Here is a 17,363-nt window from a genome sequence, read left to right on the forward strand (position 1 = left end):
AGCGCAGTCGGCTATATCGGTATCTTGGAGGAAGAACTGATGAAACTTGCCGTACTCGGCGCGGGTGCCTGGGGCACTGCACTGGCGATACGCTTTGCCGAACAATGCGACGTGACGCTATGGAGTCGCGATGTCGACCAGATCGACACCATGCGGACCGAGCGCACCAATCCGCGTTACCTGCCCGACGCGCCGTTTCCGCGCTCGCTCGCGGTCAGCGCCTCGCTGGCCGAAACCGTCGACGCTGCCGATTGCATTCTGATCGTGACTCCCATGTCCGGCCTGCGCGGCACCTTGCGCGCACTGCGGGAACTCGGCGCGACCGCGCCGGTGCTGTGGGCGTGCAAGGGGCTTGAAGCCGGGACGATGAAGTTTCCGCACGAAGTGGCCGCCGAAGAGATGGATCCGACGGTGCCGCGCGGCATGCTCTCGGGGCCAAGCTTTGCGCAGGAAGTCGCCAAGGGCCTGCCCGGCGCAGTGACAATTGCCGCGACCGATGCCGACTTTGCCCGCCGTATCGTCGAAGCGCTGAACACCACGGTGCTGCGACTTTACGCCAGCGACGATCTGATCGGCGTTGAAATCGGCGCGGCGGTAAAGAATGTGCTGGCGATCGCCGCTGGCGTCTGCGATGGCCTCGGCTACGGCCTGAACGCCCGCGCGGCGCTGCTGACGCGTGGCCTCGCCGAGATGAGCCGCTTTGGCGCTGCGCTGGGCGCACGGGCCGAAACCTTTATGGGTCTCGCCGGCATCGGCGATCTGCTGCTGACCGCAACCGGCGATTTGTCCCGCAACCGCCGGGTCGGGCTCAAGCTCGCCGAGGGGCTGACGCTGGATCAGGCGCTCGCCAGCCTCGGCCACGTCGCCGAAGGCGTGCCAACGGCGCGCGAAGTGCACCGCCAGGCACAGGCGCTGGGCGTCGACATGCCGATCACCGCAGCGGTCTGTCGTCTCTTGTTCGACGGCGCAACCGTGCCGGAGATCGTCAATACCTTGATGGAGCGTGCCCCGAAAATGGAAGCGCCACGGTGAAACTGCGCTATGCGCTGCTCTCGGACATCCACGGCAACCTCGCCGCGCTCGATGCCGTGCTCGCCGATCTGGCCGACTGGCCCGAGGCGACCATGCTCGAACTTGGCGACACGCTGTACGGGCCGCTCGATCCGCGCGGTACCTGGCTGCGTTTGCTGGAGGAATCCGAGTCGCGGCGCGTGATCGGCATCAACGGCAATCAGGATAGAGAAGTCATTGCTCGCCTGCCGTCGGCGACGATGGACTACGTTCACGAGCAGCTCGGCAGCGTCGGCGTCGAATGGTTAAGACGGCGGCCTGCGAACGTGCTGGTCGATAACCTCGTCTACATCTGCCACGGCAAGCCGGGTGACGATGGCCGCTACTGGCTGGAAGACCTTGACGCCGGGCTGCGCGCGCTCGGCGATATCAACGCCGACGCCGCCGGTATCGCCGCCGAAGTGCTGGTGTGCGGCCACAGCCATATTCCACGGGCGATTACGCTGCCGGATGGGCGCATGATCATCAATCCCGGCAGTGTCGGCCTGCCGGCGTTCCGCGATCAACACCCGACCCATGCGATGCAGACCGGTGCGCCACTGGCGCGCTATGCGCGGATCGAAGCCACCGACAGAGGCTGGCTGATCGATCACCGGGCGATTCCGTATGACCACGAATTGGCGGTCGAGCAGGCGCTGGATCGCGACCGGCTCGACTGGGCCCAATGGCTCTCCTCCGGCTGGGCGTAGCGCGACCAACAAAATCCTGCTGGCTGCGTTGTGCTCGCTTGCCGTACTCGTTTGTACTGTCTGCGCTTCGCACGCCTTGCCAGCACCGCTGCGCTGGATTTTGTTAGTCGCGCACGCCTTCATCAGACGCCGACGATGTTCGTCCCATCGGGCGAAAACGAACTGGCTCGCTCGCCCACTACGATGGATTCGAACGCTCAGCCAACCGCGTCTCCGCGCAACGATCACATTTAAATCGAAGCCAGAAACCGCCGCTGCGCCGAAACGAATGCGTCGCGATGCGAGATGAAGGGCACATGCGCCGCGCTGCGATGGACGATCAGTTCGGCCTGCGGCAGCGCTTGCGCCAGCCAGGCGCCGGCCGGTAGCGGCGTCAGCGTATCGCGGTCGCCGAATTGCAGCAGCACCGGTAGCGTCAGGCGGCCGATGTCGGCGCGCAGATCGGTGTCGCGCAGGATCGCCAAGCCCTCGCTCAGTGCCGCCAGACCCGGTTCGCCATGCTCGAACAGCTCGTCCCCCAGACGCCGGGCAACCGCGCGCGCCGCGTCGTCGCCCATCGCCTGCAGGCTGATAAAGCGCTTGAGCGTCCCGCGCCAGTCGTCCTGCAGGCTGGCGGCAAACTGCGCCAGCGTCTTTTCCGGCATCGCACTGCGCCAGTCGGGGCGCTGCATGAAGCAGGGGCTGGATGCGACCAAGGTCAGCGAGCGCAGCTTGTCGGGCGACCTTGCCGCCCATGCCGCCGCGACCGCGCCGCCCAGACTCCAGCCGACCACGTGCACCGGATACGGAAATGCCGCGTCGAGCGCATCGACCATCATCGCCAGCGACAATGCCTCGTCGGTCCCGCTGCGGCCATGGCCGGGCAGGTCGACCAGATGGTGGCAAGCCTCATCGACCAGCCCGCTGACGCTATCGCGCCAGACGGCGCCGTTCATTGCCCAGCCGTGCAGCCAGACGACGTCGTCGCCGCGTCCGAGCGTATCGAAGTACAGATTCATTTCACGTGCCCATTGAGTAAACCGGCCAGATCGGCGCCTAGCTTGGCAACGTCGGCGGCCATGTGTGCAGCGGAAAGGCAGATGCGCAGCCGTGGCGTCGGCACCGTCGGCGGCCGGATCGCCGCGACCCAGTGGCCGGCGTCGCGCAGTCCGTCGGCCAGCGCCAGGGCCACGGCGCTGTCGGCGACGAGCAGCGGCTGGATCGGCGTGTGTGATGGCAATAGTTGTGCCGGCGTCGACACCAGCGCAGCACGCAGGGTTGCGATATGTTCGTTCAGCCGCTCGCGGCGCCAGCCCTCGCGTTCGATCAGATCGACACTGACCAGCACCGCTTCGGCCAGCAGCGCCGGCGCGGCGGTGGTGTAGATGTAGGGCCGGGCCGTGTTGACCAGGTAGTCGATCACCACCGGCTCGGCCGCAATGAAGGCACCGGCCACGCCGGCGGCCTTGCCGAGCGTCGCCATATAAATCAGCCGTGGCGAATCGATGCCGACCGCGCTGCCGCGGCCCTCGCCGAGTACGCCGAAACCGTGCGCATCGTCGGCATAGACCCAAGCATCGTAGCGCTCGGCCAGCCGGATGATCTCGGCCAGCGGCGCGCAATCGCCGTCCATGCTGAAGACCGCGTCGACGACGATCAGCCGGCGTCGGGCGTCGGTGGTCGCCAGCAGACGTTCGAGCTGTTCGAGATCGTTATGGGCAAAGCGCTTGAATGCGGCATTCGACAATTGGCACGCGTCGTTCAGCGAAGCGTGGTTGAGCTTGTCGGCAAAGATCGCGTCGCCACGGCCAACGAGCGCGGTGACGGCGGCGAGATTGGCCATATAGCCGGTCGCCAGCGACAGCGCCGCCGGCTTGCCGACGAAGGCCGCCAGCCGCGTTTCCATCGCCTCGTGCGCGGCGGTATGACCGCAGACCAGATGCGATGCACCGCTGCCGACGCCCCAGCGCGCCGCTCCCGCTTGTGCCGCGGCGACGATGTCGGGATGGTTGGCAAGGCCGAGGTAGTCGTTGCTGCAGAAGTTGGCCAGCCGCCGACCATCGACGTCGATCTGCGCACCTTGCGGCCCCTGCACGATGCGGCGCTGCCGGTACAGGTGCGTGGCGCGACGGGCGTCGAGATCGGCGGCGAGAGCGGTGAAAGGCATGGCGGCTACGGCGAAGAGTGAGCCGGCGATTGTAACGCGCTACTCGCTGTCGCGACCCAGGCCATAGCGCTTGATCTTGTCATACAGCGTCTTGCGCGGCATGCCGAGCGAGACGCTGGCGGCGCTGACCTGGCCGCCGGCGCGCTGCATCGCGTCGTCGATCAGATTGCGCTCGAAACGTTCGACCAGCGCCGGCAGATCGAGCGGCACTTCGCTCGCCGGCGCATCGTCGAGCAGGCCGAGCACGAAGCGGTCGGCGACGTTGCGCAGCTCGCGCACATTGCCATCCCAGCCGTGCAGCATCAGCTCGCGCACCCGGCCCTGCGAGACGATCGGCGCCGGCCGGTGATAGCGCAGCGCCGCCTGCAGCACGAAATGCTCGAACAGCAGCGGAATATCCTCGCAGCGCTCGCGCAGCGGCGACAGGTTCAAGGTCACCACATTGAGCCGGTAATACAGATCGAGGCGGAACTTGCCCTGCTCGCTCAGCTGCTTGAGATCGCACTTGGTCGCGGTGACGATGCGGCAATCGACCGGAATCACCTCGTTGCCGCCAACGCGCTCCAGCTCGCGTTCCTGCAGCACCCGCAGCAGCTTCACTTGCAGCGCCAGCGGCATGCTCTCGATTTCGTCGAGAAACAGCGTGCCGCCGCTGGCGTATTCGATCTTGCCGATGCGCCGTTTGGCCGCGCCGGTGAACGCGCCGGCCTCATGGCCGAAGATTTCGCTCTCGAACAGCTGTTCGGGCAAGGCGCCGCAATTGAGCGCGACAAAGGGCTTGTCGGCGCGATCGCTGTAACGGTGCAGGCAGCGCGCGACCAGCTCCTTGCCGGTGCCGGTTTCGCCGAACACCAGCACGTCGGCATCGGTCGAAGCGAGGTCGGTGATCCGTCGCCGCAGTTGTTCGATGCTCGGCCCCTTGCCGAGCAGCGTCGCCTCGATACCGCTGCGGCGTTGCAGCTCGCGGCGCAGCTGGCGGTTTTCCAGCACCAGCGTGCGTTTTTCGATCGCCCGCCGCACCACTTCGATCAATTGCTCGGACGAGAACGGCTTTTCGATGAAGTCGTACGCACCGGCGCGCATCGCCTGCACCGCCATCGCCACATCGCCGTGCCCAGTGACCAGCACCACCGGCAGTTCCGGATCCTGCGCCACGCTGCGCGCCAAAAATTGCAGGCCGTCGATGCCGGGCAGGCGCACATCGCACACGATCACGCCGGGGAAGTTGGCCTGCAGCAGCGGCAGCGCCGATTCGGCGTCGGCCAGTCCTTCCACATTGAACCCCGCCAGGTTCAGCGTCTGGCAGCTGGCGTGGCGGATCATTTCCTCGTCGTCGATAAACAGCACTTTCATGGCCAATCCTCAGAAGCTGTGATGATTTTGCTGCGCACCGCTGATCGGCGCTCATGCGCTGCTCGGCGTCCTCATTGACCCAATGTCAACTCCGGCGCCTGTGCTGCTCGTCACCCCGCTGAGCGCCGCTCGCGACAAATCCTCAACAACTTCTCAAGGCTTCCAGGCGACGGCCGACAGCTCGACCTCGAAATATGCGCCGCCTTCGGGCCGGTTACCGGCGGTGAGGCGGCCGCCGAAATCGCGGACGATGGACAGCGAAATCGCCAAGCCGAGGCCCAGGCCTTCGCTGTCGGACTTGGTGGTAAAGAACGGGTCGAAGATCACCGGCAGCTGCGCCTCGGCTATGCCCGGGCCGTTGTCGGCGATGGTGATCCTGACCAGATCGCCCAACTGGCACACATCGACGCTTATCGCCGGTTGCCGCGACGTTTGCACCGCGTCGAGCGCGTTGCGCAACAAATTGATCAGCACCTGTTCCAGCCGCACCAGATTGCCCGAGACGCGCAAGTCCTGATCGCCCTGATGGATCTCCAGCCGCACCTGCTGCTGGCGCACACGCTGTTCGAGCAGCAGCAGGGCATGGGTGATCGCCGCATGCACCAGCACCGGTTCGACCTTGCCGTCGCTCTTGCGCGCGAACGAGCGCAACTGGCCGGTGATCTTGCCCATCCGTTCGGTCAGTTGGGCGATAAAGCCGAGGTTGCGGCGCACTTCGTCGTCATTGCCGCGATCGAGGAGCTGGCGTGCGTTCTCGGCCAGCGAACGCATCGCCGTCAACGGCTGGTTCAGCTCGTGCGTCACCCCGGCGGCCATTTGTCCGAGCACCGCCAGCTTGCCGGCCTGGATCAGCTCGTTCTGTGCGGCGCGCAGATTGGTTTCCGAGCGGGTGCGCTCGGCGATCTCGCGTTGCAGTTTGACATTGGTATCGACCAGATCGCGGGTGCGCTCGGCCACCTTGTGTTCGAGTTCGTCGTGCGCCTGCTTCAGCGCGGCGCTGGCGAGCAGATTGTCGCGGATGCGCCGCCGGCGCTGGCGCCAGAACAGCAGCCACGACAACAGCGCCAGCAGACCGAGCCCGCTGCCGATCACGCTGTTGCGCACCACACGCTGCACCGGTGCCAGATCGCTCAGCAGGATGATCTGCCAATCGAGATCGGGCAGCGCCTTGGTTTGCAACAGCACCTCGCTGCTGCGCTGCGCGGTACGCAGGCTGGCGCGCTCGGTGTCGGCGTCGATGCGCGAGCGCTGCGTCAGCCCCAGCGGCGGAAAGCTGGTGCGCCCGTACTGGTGCGTATCGGCGATGTAACGCAGCGTTTCGTCCGGCAGCGGCGTCAGGCTGTGCCATTTCCAGCCGGCGTCGGTCGAGAGGAAGGTCACGCCGTGGCGGTCGGCCACCAGCATGTGTTCGCCCCCGTCGCGCCAGTTACGCTCGAGCGCGTCGAGGCTGACCTTGGCGACGACGACGCCGATCACCTTGTTGCCATCCTGCACCGGATAGGAAAGAAAGTAACCCGGCAGGCGCGTGGTAAAACCGACACCGTAAAAACGCCCGGCATGGCCTTCGCGCGCCTGCAGGTAATACGGCCGGAACGCGTAGTTGTTGCCGACATAGCTCTGCGGCGTATCCCAGTTGCTGGCGGCGATCGCCTTGCCCTGCGCATCCAGCAGGTACAGCACCGACGCTTGCGCGCTGCGGTTGTTCACCACCAGATAGCGATTGACCTTGTCGATCAGCGCCGCATCGCCCGGCGCGCGCAGCAAGGCGGCCAGATCGGGATGGGTCGACAGCAGGAAGGGCAGATAGGCGTAACGATCGACCGCGTTGCGCAAGCTGCCGGCGTAGACATCGAGCCGATGCCGGCCGGCATCGCGTACGCGCTCGGTCTCGCTACGCTCGCTCCACGCCGCGACCAGCCACAGCAGGCCGAGCGCGGCGCACAGCACCGCCAGCGAAACCAGAACGCGCGCCGGCCGCAACATCAATCGGCGGTCAGGCCGAGCAATTCGGCGCTTTGATGTCGTTGCTGTTCTTCCATCACCAGTTCCGCCAGTTCGCGCTTGAGCGCGTTGAACGCTGCCGCGCTTGGATCGCGCGGGCGCGGAATATCGACCAGCACGTCGCGTTTGACGGTGCCGGGGCGGTAGGTAAGCACGATGATGCGGTCGGCGAGATAAATCGACTCCTCGATGCTGTGGGTGACGAACAGGATGGTCTTTTTATATGCAGCCCAGATTTTCAGCAACTCGTCCTGCAGGCTGCGTCGCGTCAGCGCATCAAGCGCGCCGAACGGTTCGTCCATCAGCATGATGGGCGAGTCGAGCGCCAGAATACGCGCAATCGCCACGCGCTGGCGCATGCCGCCGGAGAGATCCTTCGGATAACGATCGCGGAACTCGGTGAGCTTGAGCATCGCCAGCAGCTCGGCCACCTTGGCGTCGATCACCGCCGGCTCGCTGCGTTTGATCTTGAGGCCGAAGGCAATGTTCTGCGCCACGGTCATCCACGGGAACAATGCGTACTCCTGAAACACCATGCCGCGTTCCGGCCCGGTGTCGGTGACGATCTGGCCGTCAACGCTGATCGTGCCGCTGCTCGGGTGCGAAAACCCGGCCACGGCGTTGAGCAGCGTCGACTTGCCGCAGCCCGACGGCCCGAGCAGGCAGACGAACTGGCCCTCCGGGATCTCGAGATTGATGTCGCGCAGCGCGACCACATCGTCGCCCGACGTCTTGAACACCTTGTTGACGTGCTCGATCTTGATTTGTGTCGTCATGATTCAAACCTTTGTTATTCCCGCGCGAATCCGGCCGAAGGCGCGAAGACGGGGTGCAGACAGTACAAGTGGTACGGCAAGCGCCGACGACAACGCCATCGGCCGAATGCACACGGGAATCAATGTTCCAGACCGCGGTGCCAGCGCAGCAGATGGTTGTTCAGCGCATTCATCGCCGTATCGATCGCCAGCCCCAAGAGGCCGATGGAGAACATGCCGGCGATGATCTTGTCGGACCAGAAGTACTCGCGCGCCTCCAGAATCCGGAAGCCGAGGCCGTTGTTGACCGCGATCATTTCCGAAACGATGACGACGATGAAGGCCGTGCCGACGCCGATCCGCGCGCCCGAAAGAATGTACGGCGTCGCCGCCGGCAGGATCACCTTGGTGAACATCGTCCATTGCCCGGCGCCAAGGTTGCGCGCCGCACGCAGGTAGATCGAATCGACGTGACGGACGCCGGCGATGGTGTTCATCAGCACCGGGAAGAAGGCGCCGATGGCGATCAGGAAGATCGCCGGGGCGTTGCCGAGGCCGAACCACAGGATCGAGAGCGGGATATAGGCGATCGGCGGAATCGGCCGCAGTACCTGCATCAGCGGATTGAACCAGCCGTAGACGCGCTGGCTCGCCCCCATCAAGAGGCCCAGCGGCAAGGCCAGCACCGCGCCAATCACGAAGCCGACCACCACCCGGTACAGGCTGCCGAGCGCGTCGTGAATCAGCTCGCCCGAAAACAGCCACGCCAGCTTGGACATCTGCGCCGGATCGTGCGCCTCCAGCGGCATCAGATAGGCATACCAGCGCACCAGCACCTGCCACGGCGAGGGCAGGATCTGCGGGTTGAGCCAGCCGGCCATCGCCGCGCCCTGCCACAGCGCGACCACCAGGAGCGGCACCCAGATACCGCGCGCCGTTTTATGCAATGTATTCATGCCGTCCCCTTACTTCACTTTCAGCGCGACTTTGGCCTGATCGAGCAGATCGAGCTTGACCCACTCCTTGGCAACCGGTGGCTTGACCATCTTGCCGACGCCATACTTGGCCATGAAATCGGTGGTGATCTGCATGTGCTCGGTGCTGAGGTTGTAATAGAACGGCGAATTGGCGATCGCGTCCTGGTAGTCGTCGGCGGTGATCTGGCCCTTGAACATATTGTTGCGCACGTAGTTTTCGGCCAGCTTCGGATCATCCATAAAGGCCTTGGTGGCCTGGACGAAACAGCGCATGAACTTCTCCGCCAGCGGCCGGTTGCTGCTGTACAGCTTCTCGGTCATCACCAGCGTGCGGATCGGCTCGCCCATCGGCGTGTCGTAGGGCTTGAGCAGCTCGACGCCGAAACCCTTGTTGATCGCCTGCGACGCCTGCGGCTCGGATTGCCCCATCGCGTCGATCTGCTTTTGCATCAGCGCCTGGTTCAGGTCGGCGAATGGCAGGTAAACGATCAAGACATCCTTGCCCGGCTTCTCCGACCACGTCAGGTTGACCTTGGCGAGCTCGGCCAGCAACAGCAGCTCCTGCGCGCCACCACGGGCGACGCCGACCTTCTTGCCCTTGAAATCGGCCATGCTCTTGATCGGCGAGCCCGGCTGCACCACGATGCGCGCGCCGCCCTTGGCGAAGCCGGCCACCGCGTACACCGGGACGCCGCCGGCACGACCGGCAATCGCCGCGTCGGCGGCGCTAGCGGCAACGTCGATTTCACCGGCGATGATCGCCGGCATGATGTCGAGCCCCTTGGCGAACATCCGTTCCTGCACCTTGATGCCGCACTTGGGCGCGATTTCCTTGATGTACGAGACCGCGCCGTAATGGGCGAACTTGAGGTTGCCGAGGCGGATCACGTCGTCATCGGCGGCGTAGGCGGATGCGGCAAACGGCAGGCACAGCAGCAGGGGAAGCAGTTTCATGGGCTCGACTCCGTAATTGGATATGGGTAACTACGTAAATCCGGCCGTGGCGGCCGGTGATCGCAGACCTTTATATGCAATTTGCTTGCCAGGCGCCCGGCACTGCATTCACTACATCGCAATGCCTTGAAGCCAAAAAGAAAACCGGCCGGGACTTGCATCCGGGCCGGTAGTGGTATTGGCGAAACTACGGAATATCCGGCCTCAGGGCGTGCCGAAAACCGCCACGCTGAACAGCCGCCACAGCACGAACACCAGCAAGCCGCCGCCGATGCCGGCGAGCAGATGATTGAAACGCCAGACGATTAGCCCGGTCGCCAGCGAACCCGCCAGCTGGGCGTTATGGATGTCGATATGGAAAGCGCCGTCCCTGAGCAGCACCGTCGGCACGATGATCGCCGTCAGCACCGCCACCGGCACGTAATGCAGCGCCCGCTTGAGCCAGGCCGGCAGGCCGTCGCCGGCACCGAACCAGAAACAGGCGCGCAGCGCGTAGGTGACCACGGCCATGCCGACCAGCAAGATCACCGCGCTCATGCCTTGGCTCCCTTGCCTTCGAGCGCGACGCCGACGGCCACCGCGACCAGCGCCGCGACCATCAGTCCGAGCTGGTAAGGCAGGCCGTGCGCCAGCAGCGCGACCACGCCGGCGGTCAGCGCCACGCCGATCTGTGCGCTGTTTTTCAGCTGCGGCACGACGATGCCGACAAAGCTGGCGACCATCGCGAATTCCAGTCCCCAGTGCTGGATGCCCGGAATCACATTGCCAAGCACCACGCCGATACCGGTCGACCCGACCCATGCCGCATACAGCGTCAACGCGGCGCCAAGATAATAGCGGCGGCGATCGACCCCGCCCTTGGCGCTGCTGAAGCGGTTGTAGAGCACGGCAAAGGCTTCGTCGGTGAGCAGGAAGGCCAGCAGCGCACGCCAGCGCCTGGGCATGTCGCTCACATACGGCAGCAGGGTCGCGCTGTAGAGGGCGTGGCGCAGATTGACGATCAGCGTCGTCGCGACAATCACCGGCAGGCTGGCGCCGGCGGCGAGCAGGGTCACGGCGATGAACTGCGCCGAGCCGGCGTAAACAAATAGCGACATCGCCAGCGTCGCCCACGGCGATAAGCCGGCCGGGCCGGCGAGCGTGCCGAAAATCAAGCCGAAGGGGACGATGCCGACGACCATGGCCAGGGTGTCGCGGCTACCGGCCAGGAAACCGTCGACGCGGCTGGCTGCATGAGGAACTGAATTCATCGTTCGATGATATTCGAGCCCTGCAGCCGGCGCCGTCACAGTCGGCGGATGAAACGACCATAACAGCTGACGGCCCGGAATCGGCGCCGAAGTGGCGTGGCATAATGCGCGCATGCCCCGCTCCGCCTCCTGGCATACGCCGCTCTGCTCATCGCCCCGCGCCCTGCGCCCGTGGCTGACCGAGCGCGGCTCGCTCACCGCCCGACTGATCGCCCACTTCCCGGACTTCTCGGTTCGGGTCTGCGTGCAGACCTCGAGCCGCGCCCACGCCGACGAACAACGCCCGATCGCGCTGGCGCGCCGAACCACGCGGGCCGAAGCGCGCGAGGTGCTGTTGCTGAGCGGCGAAACGCCCTTGGTGTTTGCGCACAGCGTGCTGCAGCCCGCGGCGTTGCGCGGCGGCTTCCGGCCCATTGGCCGGCTCGGCAATGCTTCGCTCGGCTCGTTTCTGTTCGCAACGCCGACGATACGTCGTTCGCCGCTGGCATGGCGGCAGATTGACGCCCGCCATCCGCTCTGGCGCAAGGCGGCGCAGCACGTCGCCGACTTGCCCGCGCGGCTGTGGGCACGGCGCTCGCTGTTCTTCGCCGGTCATGATCGTCTGCTCGTGACCGAAGTTTTCCTGCCGCCGGCGTTTTCAGCGCCCGCCGCCCCAACCGCCCGGCAATACCCAGACCGATGAATCCAGACAGCAAACTCTCGCTCTACCTGCGCCTCTCCCGGCTCGATAAACCGATCGGTATCCTGCTGCTGATGTGGCCCACCTTGTGGGGGCTGTGGTTCGCCGGCGCCGGTCGGCCCGACTGGACCATCGTGGCGATTTTCGTCGTCGGCACGGTGCTGATGCGATCAAGCGGTTGCGTGATCAATGACTACGCCGACCGCGATTTCGACAAGCACGTCACCCGCACCAAAAACCGGCCGCTCACCAGCGGCAAGGTCAGCGGCAAGGAGGCCTTGCTGCTCGCCGCCGGAATGACGCTGGCAGCGCTGCTGATCGCGCTGCCACTGAACCGGCTGGCGCTGCTGCTGGCGATACCGGCTGCGTTTCTGGCCGGCAGTTATCCGTACACCAAGCGTTTCTTCGCCGTACCGCAAGCCTATCTGGGCGTGGCCTTCGGCTTCGGCATCCCGATGGCGTACGCAGCGCTGACCGGTGCGGTGCCGGCCGCGGCATGGTGGCTGTTGCTCGCCAATGTGTTCTGGGCCGTGGCCTACGATACCGCCTACGCGATGTGCGATCGGCCCGACGACCTGAAGATCGGCATCAAGACCTCGGCGATCACCTTCGGCCGCTTCGACGTCGCCATCGTCATGGCCTGCCACTTCGCGTTTCTGGCGATCATGCTCGCCGTCGGGCTCGATGCCGGTCGTGGCCGCTGGTACTTCGCCGGGCTGTTGGCCGCAACGCTGCTGGTCCTGTTCGACCAGTACCCGCGCATCCGCCAGCGCGAACCGCAAGCGTGCTTTGTCGCCTTTCTCGCCAATAACCGCATCGGCGCGGCAATCTTCGCCGGGCTGGTGCTCGACTACGCGCTCGCTTGAGTCACGGCCGGTGCCGCGGCCAGACAGATCCGGTTGCGCCCGCCCTGCTTGGCCGCGTACAAGGCCTCGTCGGCGCGCTTGAGCAGCGACTCGACGTCATCGCTCCCACTCGCCATCGTGTAGCCAATGCTGACTGTGAAGCGGACTTCCTTGCCGTCGGCGGTGAAGTGGCCCTGCTCGAACATCGCCCGCAGCCGCTCGAGCAACTGTTCGGCACCGGCCACCGCCGTTTGCGGCAGCATCAGCGCGAACTCCTCGCCGCCGGTCCGCCCGAGCAGATCGACATCGCGGATCGTCGCCGAGATGGTCTCGACCAGATGTACGAGCCCGGCATCGCCGACCGGATGGCCATAGCTGTCGTTGATGCGCTTGAAGAAGTCGATGTCGATGATCGCGACGGTCAGCGGGTTGCCGTAGCGGTGGCTGCGAGCCAGCTCGACGCCGAGCACCCGCTCGAACTTGCGCCGGTTGGCGCAGCCGGTGAGAAAGTCGCTATCGGCCTGACGCTGCAGCTCGCGGTTGGCGCTTGCGATCTGCCGCCCCAGCCGCTTCACGTGGCGCAAATAGGTCGACAGCACGACGGCGAGCGCCAGCAGCAGTGCACCACTGCCGCCGATCAGCCCGAAATAGAGCCGCTGCTGTGCGGGCAAGCGGTTCAGCTCGGGCAAGGGCACCAGCATGTGCATGGTGAGCCGATCAAGACTGGCATCAGACTGGCTCAGGAACAGGTAAGACCGATCGTCTTTCCCTTTGCGATACAGGCCTGCAGGCAGCAGCGGCGAATTGGCCGGCGACAGCTCGGCGGGCCGCAGCGGCGTCGACCCGTAGCGTACCGCCCGGGCGGACGGGCTCACCTTGTCGATGCCTGCCCCGGGCAGCGTGTGCCAGAGCAACTCGCGCGCCTTGCTCACGACGATCACGCCGAGATGATCCGAGATCAGCAGGAACGGATCGCCAAAGCGCGCATCCAGCGCATCGAGACGCGCCTTGACGGTGGCGACGCCGACGATGAAGTCGCCGACCCGGATCGGCGCCGAAAAATAGAATCCGGGCTGGTCGGTGTACATGCCATAACCGAAGGTGAGACCGCCGCGATCGTCAAGCGTCTTCAGGAAGAAATCATGATCCTTCAGCGTTCTCCCGAACAAGCTACCCGGTGCTGACGCATCGCTGGCCAGCACAACCCGGCCTTGGGGGTCGGTCACCCAGATCGCGTCGCCCGCGGCCCGTTCGGCCAGCATGCCGAGGTATTGGTTGGCCTCGTTGACGTGAGTCTGAGCCGGCATCGCCAGCGCCCGGAGGACGACCGGCGTGTTAGCGACGATCTCCGGCGCGTTCCTCAGCGAACGCCAGTGCTCGGCAAAGCTCGCCGTCTGCAGCCTCAGCATCTCCATCCGGCGAGCCCGGATGTCGTCGACGCTGTTTCTGGCTTCGGTACGCACCGCCACGGTGCTCAGCCACCACGCCACCGGCAGCCACGCCAGCAGCAGCAGGATCAGGATGGCCGCAGCCACAGCGAAAGGGCGCTGCGGATGACCGCGCTTCAACATCTCCCACCCCTGCATCATTCGTGCTCCATACATACCCGGTTTCGACCGCCCTGCTTGGCGACATACAGCGCCGCATCGGCGCGCGCACGCAGACTGTCAGCGTCGTCCCCGGCTCTCGCAACAGCGTAGCCGATGCTGATCGTGAACGCGACGGCGCCGCCGTCGGTTTGCAGCGCGCGCTGTTCGATGTGCTGACGCAAGCGGTCGAGCAGCAGTGCTGCACCGCTGGCGGGCGTCTGCGGCAACAGCAGCCCGAACTCCTCACCGCCGACCCGGCCGAACAGGTCGGCCTCGCGGATGCCGGCCTTCACCGTGTCGACCAGATGTACCAGCGCCGCATCCCCGGCCGGGTGGCCGTGATCGTCGTTGATGCGCTTGAAATGGTCGATATCGATCAACGCCAGCGTCAGCGGATTGCCATAGCGCTGGCTGCGCGCCAGCTCGCCAACCAGCACCCGATCGAATTTGCGCCGGTTGGCGCAACCAGTGAGGAAATCGGTCTCGGCCTGCTGGCGCAATTCGCGATTGGCCAAGGCCAGCTGCCGGCTCAGCAAGCGGGTTCGCAGCAGATAAAGCGCCACCATCAGCGCCAGCGCCGCCAGCGCCAGACCGCAGCCGCCGATCAACCAGAAGTAAAAAAGCAGTCGCTCGGGCAGATTTTCAAACGAACGGATCGCCATCAGGATATGCACGCGCAGGCCGTTCATCTGCGGATCGTCGCGAGTCAGCAATAAATATGGTGTTGCGCTGCCATCGAGATGAAACAGCCCCGGGGGGATCGGTTTTTCGGTCGGCGTCAGCGACATCGGCGCCAGCACCGGGCGGTCGTACAGGTACTTCAGCTGCTGCGGCGTAAAGGTGGCGGCTTTCGCCTTCGGCAAGGTGCGCAAGCGTTGCTCGGGATCACGTGCCAGGACGATCACGCCATCGGCGTCGGACAACAGCAGGTCCGGGGTATCAATGACCTTGTCCAGCGTGCCGACTTCCACCTTGAGCACCACAACGCCGATCACTTTTTTACCGGAGAGAACCGGCGCGGAGAAATAAAACCCGGGAATGCCTGTGCGCATGCCGTAACTGAACTGCATGGCGCGCCGGCCGTTGATCGCTTCGGAAAAATAAAACCGTGCCGGCAGTTGTGCCCCCAGCAAGGAACCACGCTCGCCGGCATCGTTCGCCATCAGGATGCGCCCGCCGGTATCCAGCACCCAGAGTTTGTCGGCGAGCGAGTTGCTGGCAAAAATATTCAGATAACGGTTTGCGTCGCCGATCAAACCGGCATCGGGAGCTGCCAGCGCGCGGCGTATCTCCAGCGTATTGGCGACGATCTCCGGCGAGCCCTTGAGGTACTCAAGACGGCTCCCGAGGTTGCGGCTCACCCGATCCAGTTCGGCCACGCGCCGGGCCTGCAGCAATACCAGAAAGCGTTCGGCCTCGGCATTCACCACCAGCCCGCTCATCCACCAGGCGGTGGGCAGCCAGAACAGCGAAAGCAGCGCGAACAACAAACAGCCCACCTTCAGCGGCTGGGTGCGGATGCGCTGTTTCAACTGGTTCAGCATGCGTCGTCAACCTTGTCATTTGCCGCACAGACCCGGTTACGCCCACCCTGCTTGGCCGCATACAAGGCCTCATCGGCGCGCCCCAGCAACGCCTCGGCGCTCTCGTGCGGATCGGCGCCGGCGTAACCGATGCTGACCGTCAGCGCGATCGTCGCGGCATCGTAAACAAACGAGCCGGCTGCAATCGTTGCTCGCAAGCGCTCCAGCAGCAGCAAGGCAGCCGATGCATCGGTCTGCGGCAGCAAGAGGCCGAATTCTTCGCCACCGAGCCGGCCAAACAGATCGGTTTCGCGGATCGCCAGTGTCACCGTATCCGCCAGATAAATCAGTGCGGCATCACCGGCCTGATGGCCGTGGACATCGTTGACGCGCTTGAAGAAGTCGATGTCGATCATCGCCACGGTCAGGTTTTGATCGTAACGCCGCGCGCGCACCAACTCATTGGCCAGCCGACGCTCGAACTTGCGACGATTGGCCACGCCGGTGAGGAAGTCGGTGTCGGCCTGGCGGCGCAGTTCGCGGTTGGCCTGCGCGATCTGCTTATTGAGCAAGCGGGTACGCACCAGATAGATCAGCAGCAGCAGCCCCAGCGTCAGCGCCAGCAAGCCGGCGCTGAGCATGGGCCAGAACACCACGCCCCTGCGCTCGTCCAGGTGCGTCAGTTGCGGCAGCGGCAACAGCATGTGGATCTGCAGTTTGTTATCCGTCGGCGCTGGCCCCGGCAGATAAAGGTAAGGGATCGGGTTCCCCTGCACCGTGACCACATTGTCGGGCAGGCCATCGGCGACCGGCTGGAAAATCAGCGGTTTGAATGATTGCTGCCGATAGATCCGCTCACGCAGCGCCGGCGCCATCCGTTCGACCTCGCCGCCCGGGAACGCGGTCAGGCGGAAATCCGGGTTGCTGGCCATCACCACGACACCATAGGAATCGACCAGGATCAGATCGCGATCGACGATTTCCCGGTTCAGCGTATCGACATTCACCTTGGCCATGGCCACGCCGAGCACCATGTCGCCGTAGCGGATTGGTGCAGAAAAAAACACCCCGGCCACGCCGGTCAGCGAGCCGAAGCTGTAATGGACGCCGTTGCCACCCAGCAAGGCCGCGTCGAAAGCCGGACCCTGCGGAATCATCCTGCCAAGCAGATGGTCCCGGTCATTCATATCGTTCGAGAGCAGCACCTCGCCATCGCGGTCGTAGATCAGAATCCGGTCGACCGGAACATTCTGCGCCAGCGTCGCCAGCAGCCGGTCGGTGTTGCTGTAGGCCTGCGACGATGACGCAGGGTCGATCAGCATGCTGCGCACATCGCCCAATTCGGCAACAATACGCGGCACCGCCTTGAGCATTGCCAGGCGGCGGTCGTAGCGGTTCGCCACGTGCCGCAGCTCGATCGTTTTGCTCTTGGCCAGCTGCCGCACCATCACCACGACTTCGTCGGCCACGATGGCGCGACTCCACCGCTCGGCGAGCGCGAGCCAGATAACACCCAGAATCAAAAACAAGA

At 65.0% G+C, this 17,363-nt stretch carries 16 protein-coding genes; 4 read left to right on the forward strand and 12 right to left on the reverse strand.

What is annotated here, in order from left to right:
- The first annotated feature begins 39 nt into the window (after positions 1-39).
- A complete protein-coding gene (locus JLC71_RS10380; protein WP_200915345.1) occupies positions 40-1,032 on the forward strand; it encodes an NAD(P)H-dependent glycerol-3-phosphate dehydrogenase in 993 nt (330 codons plus the stop codon).
- Positions 1,029-1,760, forward strand: a complete 732-nt coding sequence (locus tag JLC71_RS10385; RefSeq protein WP_200915346.1) for a metallophosphoesterase family protein — start codon at positions 1,029-1,031, stop codon at positions 1,758-1,760. The genes JLC71_RS10380 and JLC71_RS10385 overlap by 4 nt, the downstream gene beginning before the upstream one ends.
- A 230-nt stretch (positions 1,761-1,990) precedes the next feature.
- On the opposite strand, the gene bioH is transcribed toward JLC71_RS10385, so the two are convergent.
- The 9 genes from bioH to JLC71_RS10430 form a co-directional block, all read right to left on the reverse strand.
- Entirely contained in the window at positions 1,991-2,758 is a 768-nt protein-coding gene (bioH, locus tag JLC71_RS10390; RefSeq protein ID WP_200915347.1) for a pimeloyl-ACP methyl ester esterase BioH, read from the reverse strand.
- Positions 2,755-3,906, reverse strand: coding sequence for an 8-amino-7-oxononanoate synthase (gene bioF / locus JLC71_RS10395; protein ID WP_200915348.1), 1,152 nt, complete (start codon positions 3,904-3,906; stop codon positions 2,755-2,757). Before bioF ends, bioH begins: the two co-directional genes overlap by 4 nt.
- A 39-nt stretch (positions 3,907-3,945) precedes the next feature.
- A complete protein-coding gene (locus JLC71_RS10400) occupies positions 3,946-5,259 on the reverse strand; it encodes a sigma-54-dependent transcriptional regulator (RefSeq protein WP_200915349.1) in 1,314 nt (437 codons plus the stop codon).
- Positions 5,260-5,412: 153 nt separating this feature from the next.
- Positions 5,413-7,242 (reverse strand): sensor histidine kinase, encoded by a 1,830-nt coding sequence (locus JLC71_RS10405; RefSeq protein ID WP_236251044.1) that lies wholly within the window; start codon positions 7,240-7,242, stop codon positions 5,413-5,415.
- The gene (locus tag JLC71_RS10410; RefSeq protein WP_200915351.1) at positions 7,242-8,036 is read right to left on the reverse strand and encodes an ABC transporter ATP-binding protein; all 795 of its coding nucleotides are present in this window, start codon (positions 8,034-8,036) and stop codon (positions 7,242-7,244) included. Before JLC71_RS10410 ends, JLC71_RS10405 begins: the two co-directional genes overlap by 1 nt.
- A gap of 119 nt (positions 8,037-8,155) precedes the next feature.
- The gene (locus JLC71_RS10415; RefSeq protein WP_200915352.1) at positions 8,156-8,971 is read right to left on the reverse strand and encodes an ABC transporter permease; all 816 of its coding nucleotides are present in this window, start codon (positions 8,969-8,971) and stop codon (positions 8,156-8,158) included.
- A gap of 9 nt (positions 8,972-8,980) precedes the next feature.
- Positions 8,981-9,946, reverse strand: a complete 966-nt coding sequence (locus tag JLC71_RS10420; protein WP_200915353.1) for an ABC transporter substrate-binding protein — start codon at positions 9,944-9,946, stop codon at positions 8,981-8,983.
- 204 nt (positions 9,947-10,150) lie between these two features.
- On the reverse strand, positions 10,151-10,483 hold the full coding sequence (locus JLC71_RS10425) for an AzlD domain-containing protein (protein ID WP_200915354.1): 333 nt from the start codon (positions 10,481-10,483) through the stop codon (positions 10,151-10,153).
- On the reverse strand, positions 10,480-11,196 hold the full coding sequence (locus JLC71_RS10430; protein ID WP_236250861.1) for an AzlC family ABC transporter permease: 717 nt from the start codon (positions 11,194-11,196) through the stop codon (positions 10,480-10,482). The genes JLC71_RS10425 and JLC71_RS10430 overlap by 4 nt, the downstream gene beginning before the upstream one ends.
- A 112-nt stretch (positions 11,197-11,308) precedes the next feature.
- Between JLC71_RS10430 and JLC71_RS10435 the strand changes: the two genes are divergently transcribed.
- Together JLC71_RS10435 and ubiA are read left to right on the forward strand one after the other, a co-directional pair.
- Positions 11,309-11,878 carry a chorismate--pyruvate lyase family protein gene (locus JLC71_RS10435; RefSeq protein ID WP_200915355.1) on the forward strand — a complete coding sequence of 190 codons (570 nt, stop codon included), beginning with the start codon at positions 11,309-11,311 and terminating at the stop codon, positions 11,876-11,878.
- On the forward strand, positions 11,875-12,741 hold the full coding sequence (ubiA, locus tag JLC71_RS10440; RefSeq protein ID WP_200915356.1) for a 4-hydroxybenzoate octaprenyltransferase: 867 nt from the start codon (positions 11,875-11,877) through the stop codon (positions 12,739-12,741). The genes JLC71_RS10435 and ubiA overlap by 4 nt, the downstream gene beginning before the upstream one ends.
- On the opposite strand, the gene JLC71_RS10445 is transcribed toward ubiA, so the two are convergent.
- The 3 genes from JLC71_RS10445 to JLC71_RS10455 are packed head-to-tail and all read right to left on the reverse strand — an operon-like array spanning position 12,726 to position 17,361.
- A complete protein-coding gene (locus JLC71_RS10445) occupies positions 12,726-14,291 on the reverse strand; it encodes a sensor domain-containing diguanylate cyclase (RefSeq protein WP_200915357.1) in 1,566 nt (521 codons plus the stop codon). The two genes, ubiA and JLC71_RS10445, sit on opposite strands and share 16 nt — an antisense overlap.
- 14 nt (positions 14,292-14,305) lie before the next feature.
- A complete protein-coding gene (locus JLC71_RS10450) occupies positions 14,306-15,853 on the reverse strand; it encodes a sensor domain-containing diguanylate cyclase (RefSeq protein ID WP_200915358.1) in 1,548 nt (515 codons plus the stop codon).
- Positions 15,847-17,361, reverse strand: coding sequence for a sensor domain-containing diguanylate cyclase (locus tag JLC71_RS10455; RefSeq protein ID WP_200915359.1), 1,515 nt, complete (start codon positions 17,359-17,361; stop codon positions 15,847-15,849). The genes JLC71_RS10450 and JLC71_RS10455 overlap by 7 nt, the downstream gene beginning before the upstream one ends.
- Positions 17,362-17,363: the final 2 nt, after the last annotated feature.

The organism is Jeongeupia sp. HS-3 (assembly GCF_015140455.1).
GTDB lineage: Bacteria > Pseudomonadota > Gammaproteobacteria > Burkholderiales > Chitinibacteraceae > Jeongeupia.

Excerpts from the sequence above, each read along its gene's own strand:
- JLC71_RS10420 (WP_200915353.1), bottom strand. The coding sequence starts at position 9,946 with ATGAAACTGCTTCCCCTGCTGCTGTGCCTGCCGTTTGCCGCATCCGCC.
- bioF (WP_200915348.1), bottom strand. The coding sequence starts at position 3,906 with ATGCCTTTCACCGCTCTCGCCGCCGATCTCGACGCCCGTCGCGCCACG.
- JLC71_RS10425 (WP_200915354.1), bottom strand. The coding sequence starts at position 10,483 with ATGAGCGCGGTGATCTTGCTGGTCGGCATGGCCGTGGTCACCTACGCG.
- JLC71_RS10430 (WP_236250861.1), bottom strand. The coding sequence starts at position 11,196 with ATGAATTCAGTTCCTCATGCAGCCAGCCGCGTCGACGGTTTCCTGGCC.
- JLC71_RS10450 (WP_200915358.1), bottom strand. The coding sequence starts at position 15,853 with ATGCTGAACCAGTTGAAACAGCGCATCCGCACCCAGCCGCTGAAGGTG.
- bioH (WP_200915347.1), bottom strand. The coding sequence starts at position 2,758 with ATGAATCTGTACTTCGATACGCTCGGACGCGGCGACGACGTCGTCTGG.
- JLC71_RS10435 (WP_200915355.1), top strand. The coding sequence starts at position 11,309 with ATGCCCCGCTCCGCCTCCTGGCATACGCCGCTCTGCTCATCGCCCCGC.
- JLC71_RS10380 (WP_200915345.1), top strand. The coding sequence starts at position 40 with ATGAAACTTGCCGTACTCGGCGCGGGTGCCTGGGGCACTGCACTGGCG.
- JLC71_RS10410 (WP_200915351.1), bottom strand. The coding sequence starts at position 8,036 with ATGACGACACAAATCAAGATCGAGCACGTCAACAAGGTGTTCAAGACG.
- ubiA (WP_200915356.1), top strand. The coding sequence starts at position 11,875 with ATGAATCCAGACAGCAAACTCTCGCTCTACCTGCGCCTCTCCCGGCTC.
- JLC71_RS10415 (WP_200915352.1), bottom strand. The coding sequence starts at position 8,971 with ATGAATACATTGCATAAAACGGCGCGCGGTATCTGGGTGCCGCTCCTG.
- JLC71_RS10445 (WP_200915357.1), bottom strand. The coding sequence starts at position 14,291 with ATGTTGAAGCGCGGTCATCCGCAGCGCCCTTTCGCTGTGGCTGCGGCC.
- JLC71_RS10405 (WP_236251044.1), bottom strand. The coding sequence starts at position 7,242 with ATGTTGCGGCCGGCGCGCGTTCTGGTTTCGCTGGCGGTGCTGTGCGCC.
- JLC71_RS10400 (WP_200915349.1), bottom strand. The coding sequence starts at position 5,259 with ATGAAAGTGCTGTTTATCGACGACGAGGAAATGATCCGCCACGCCAGC.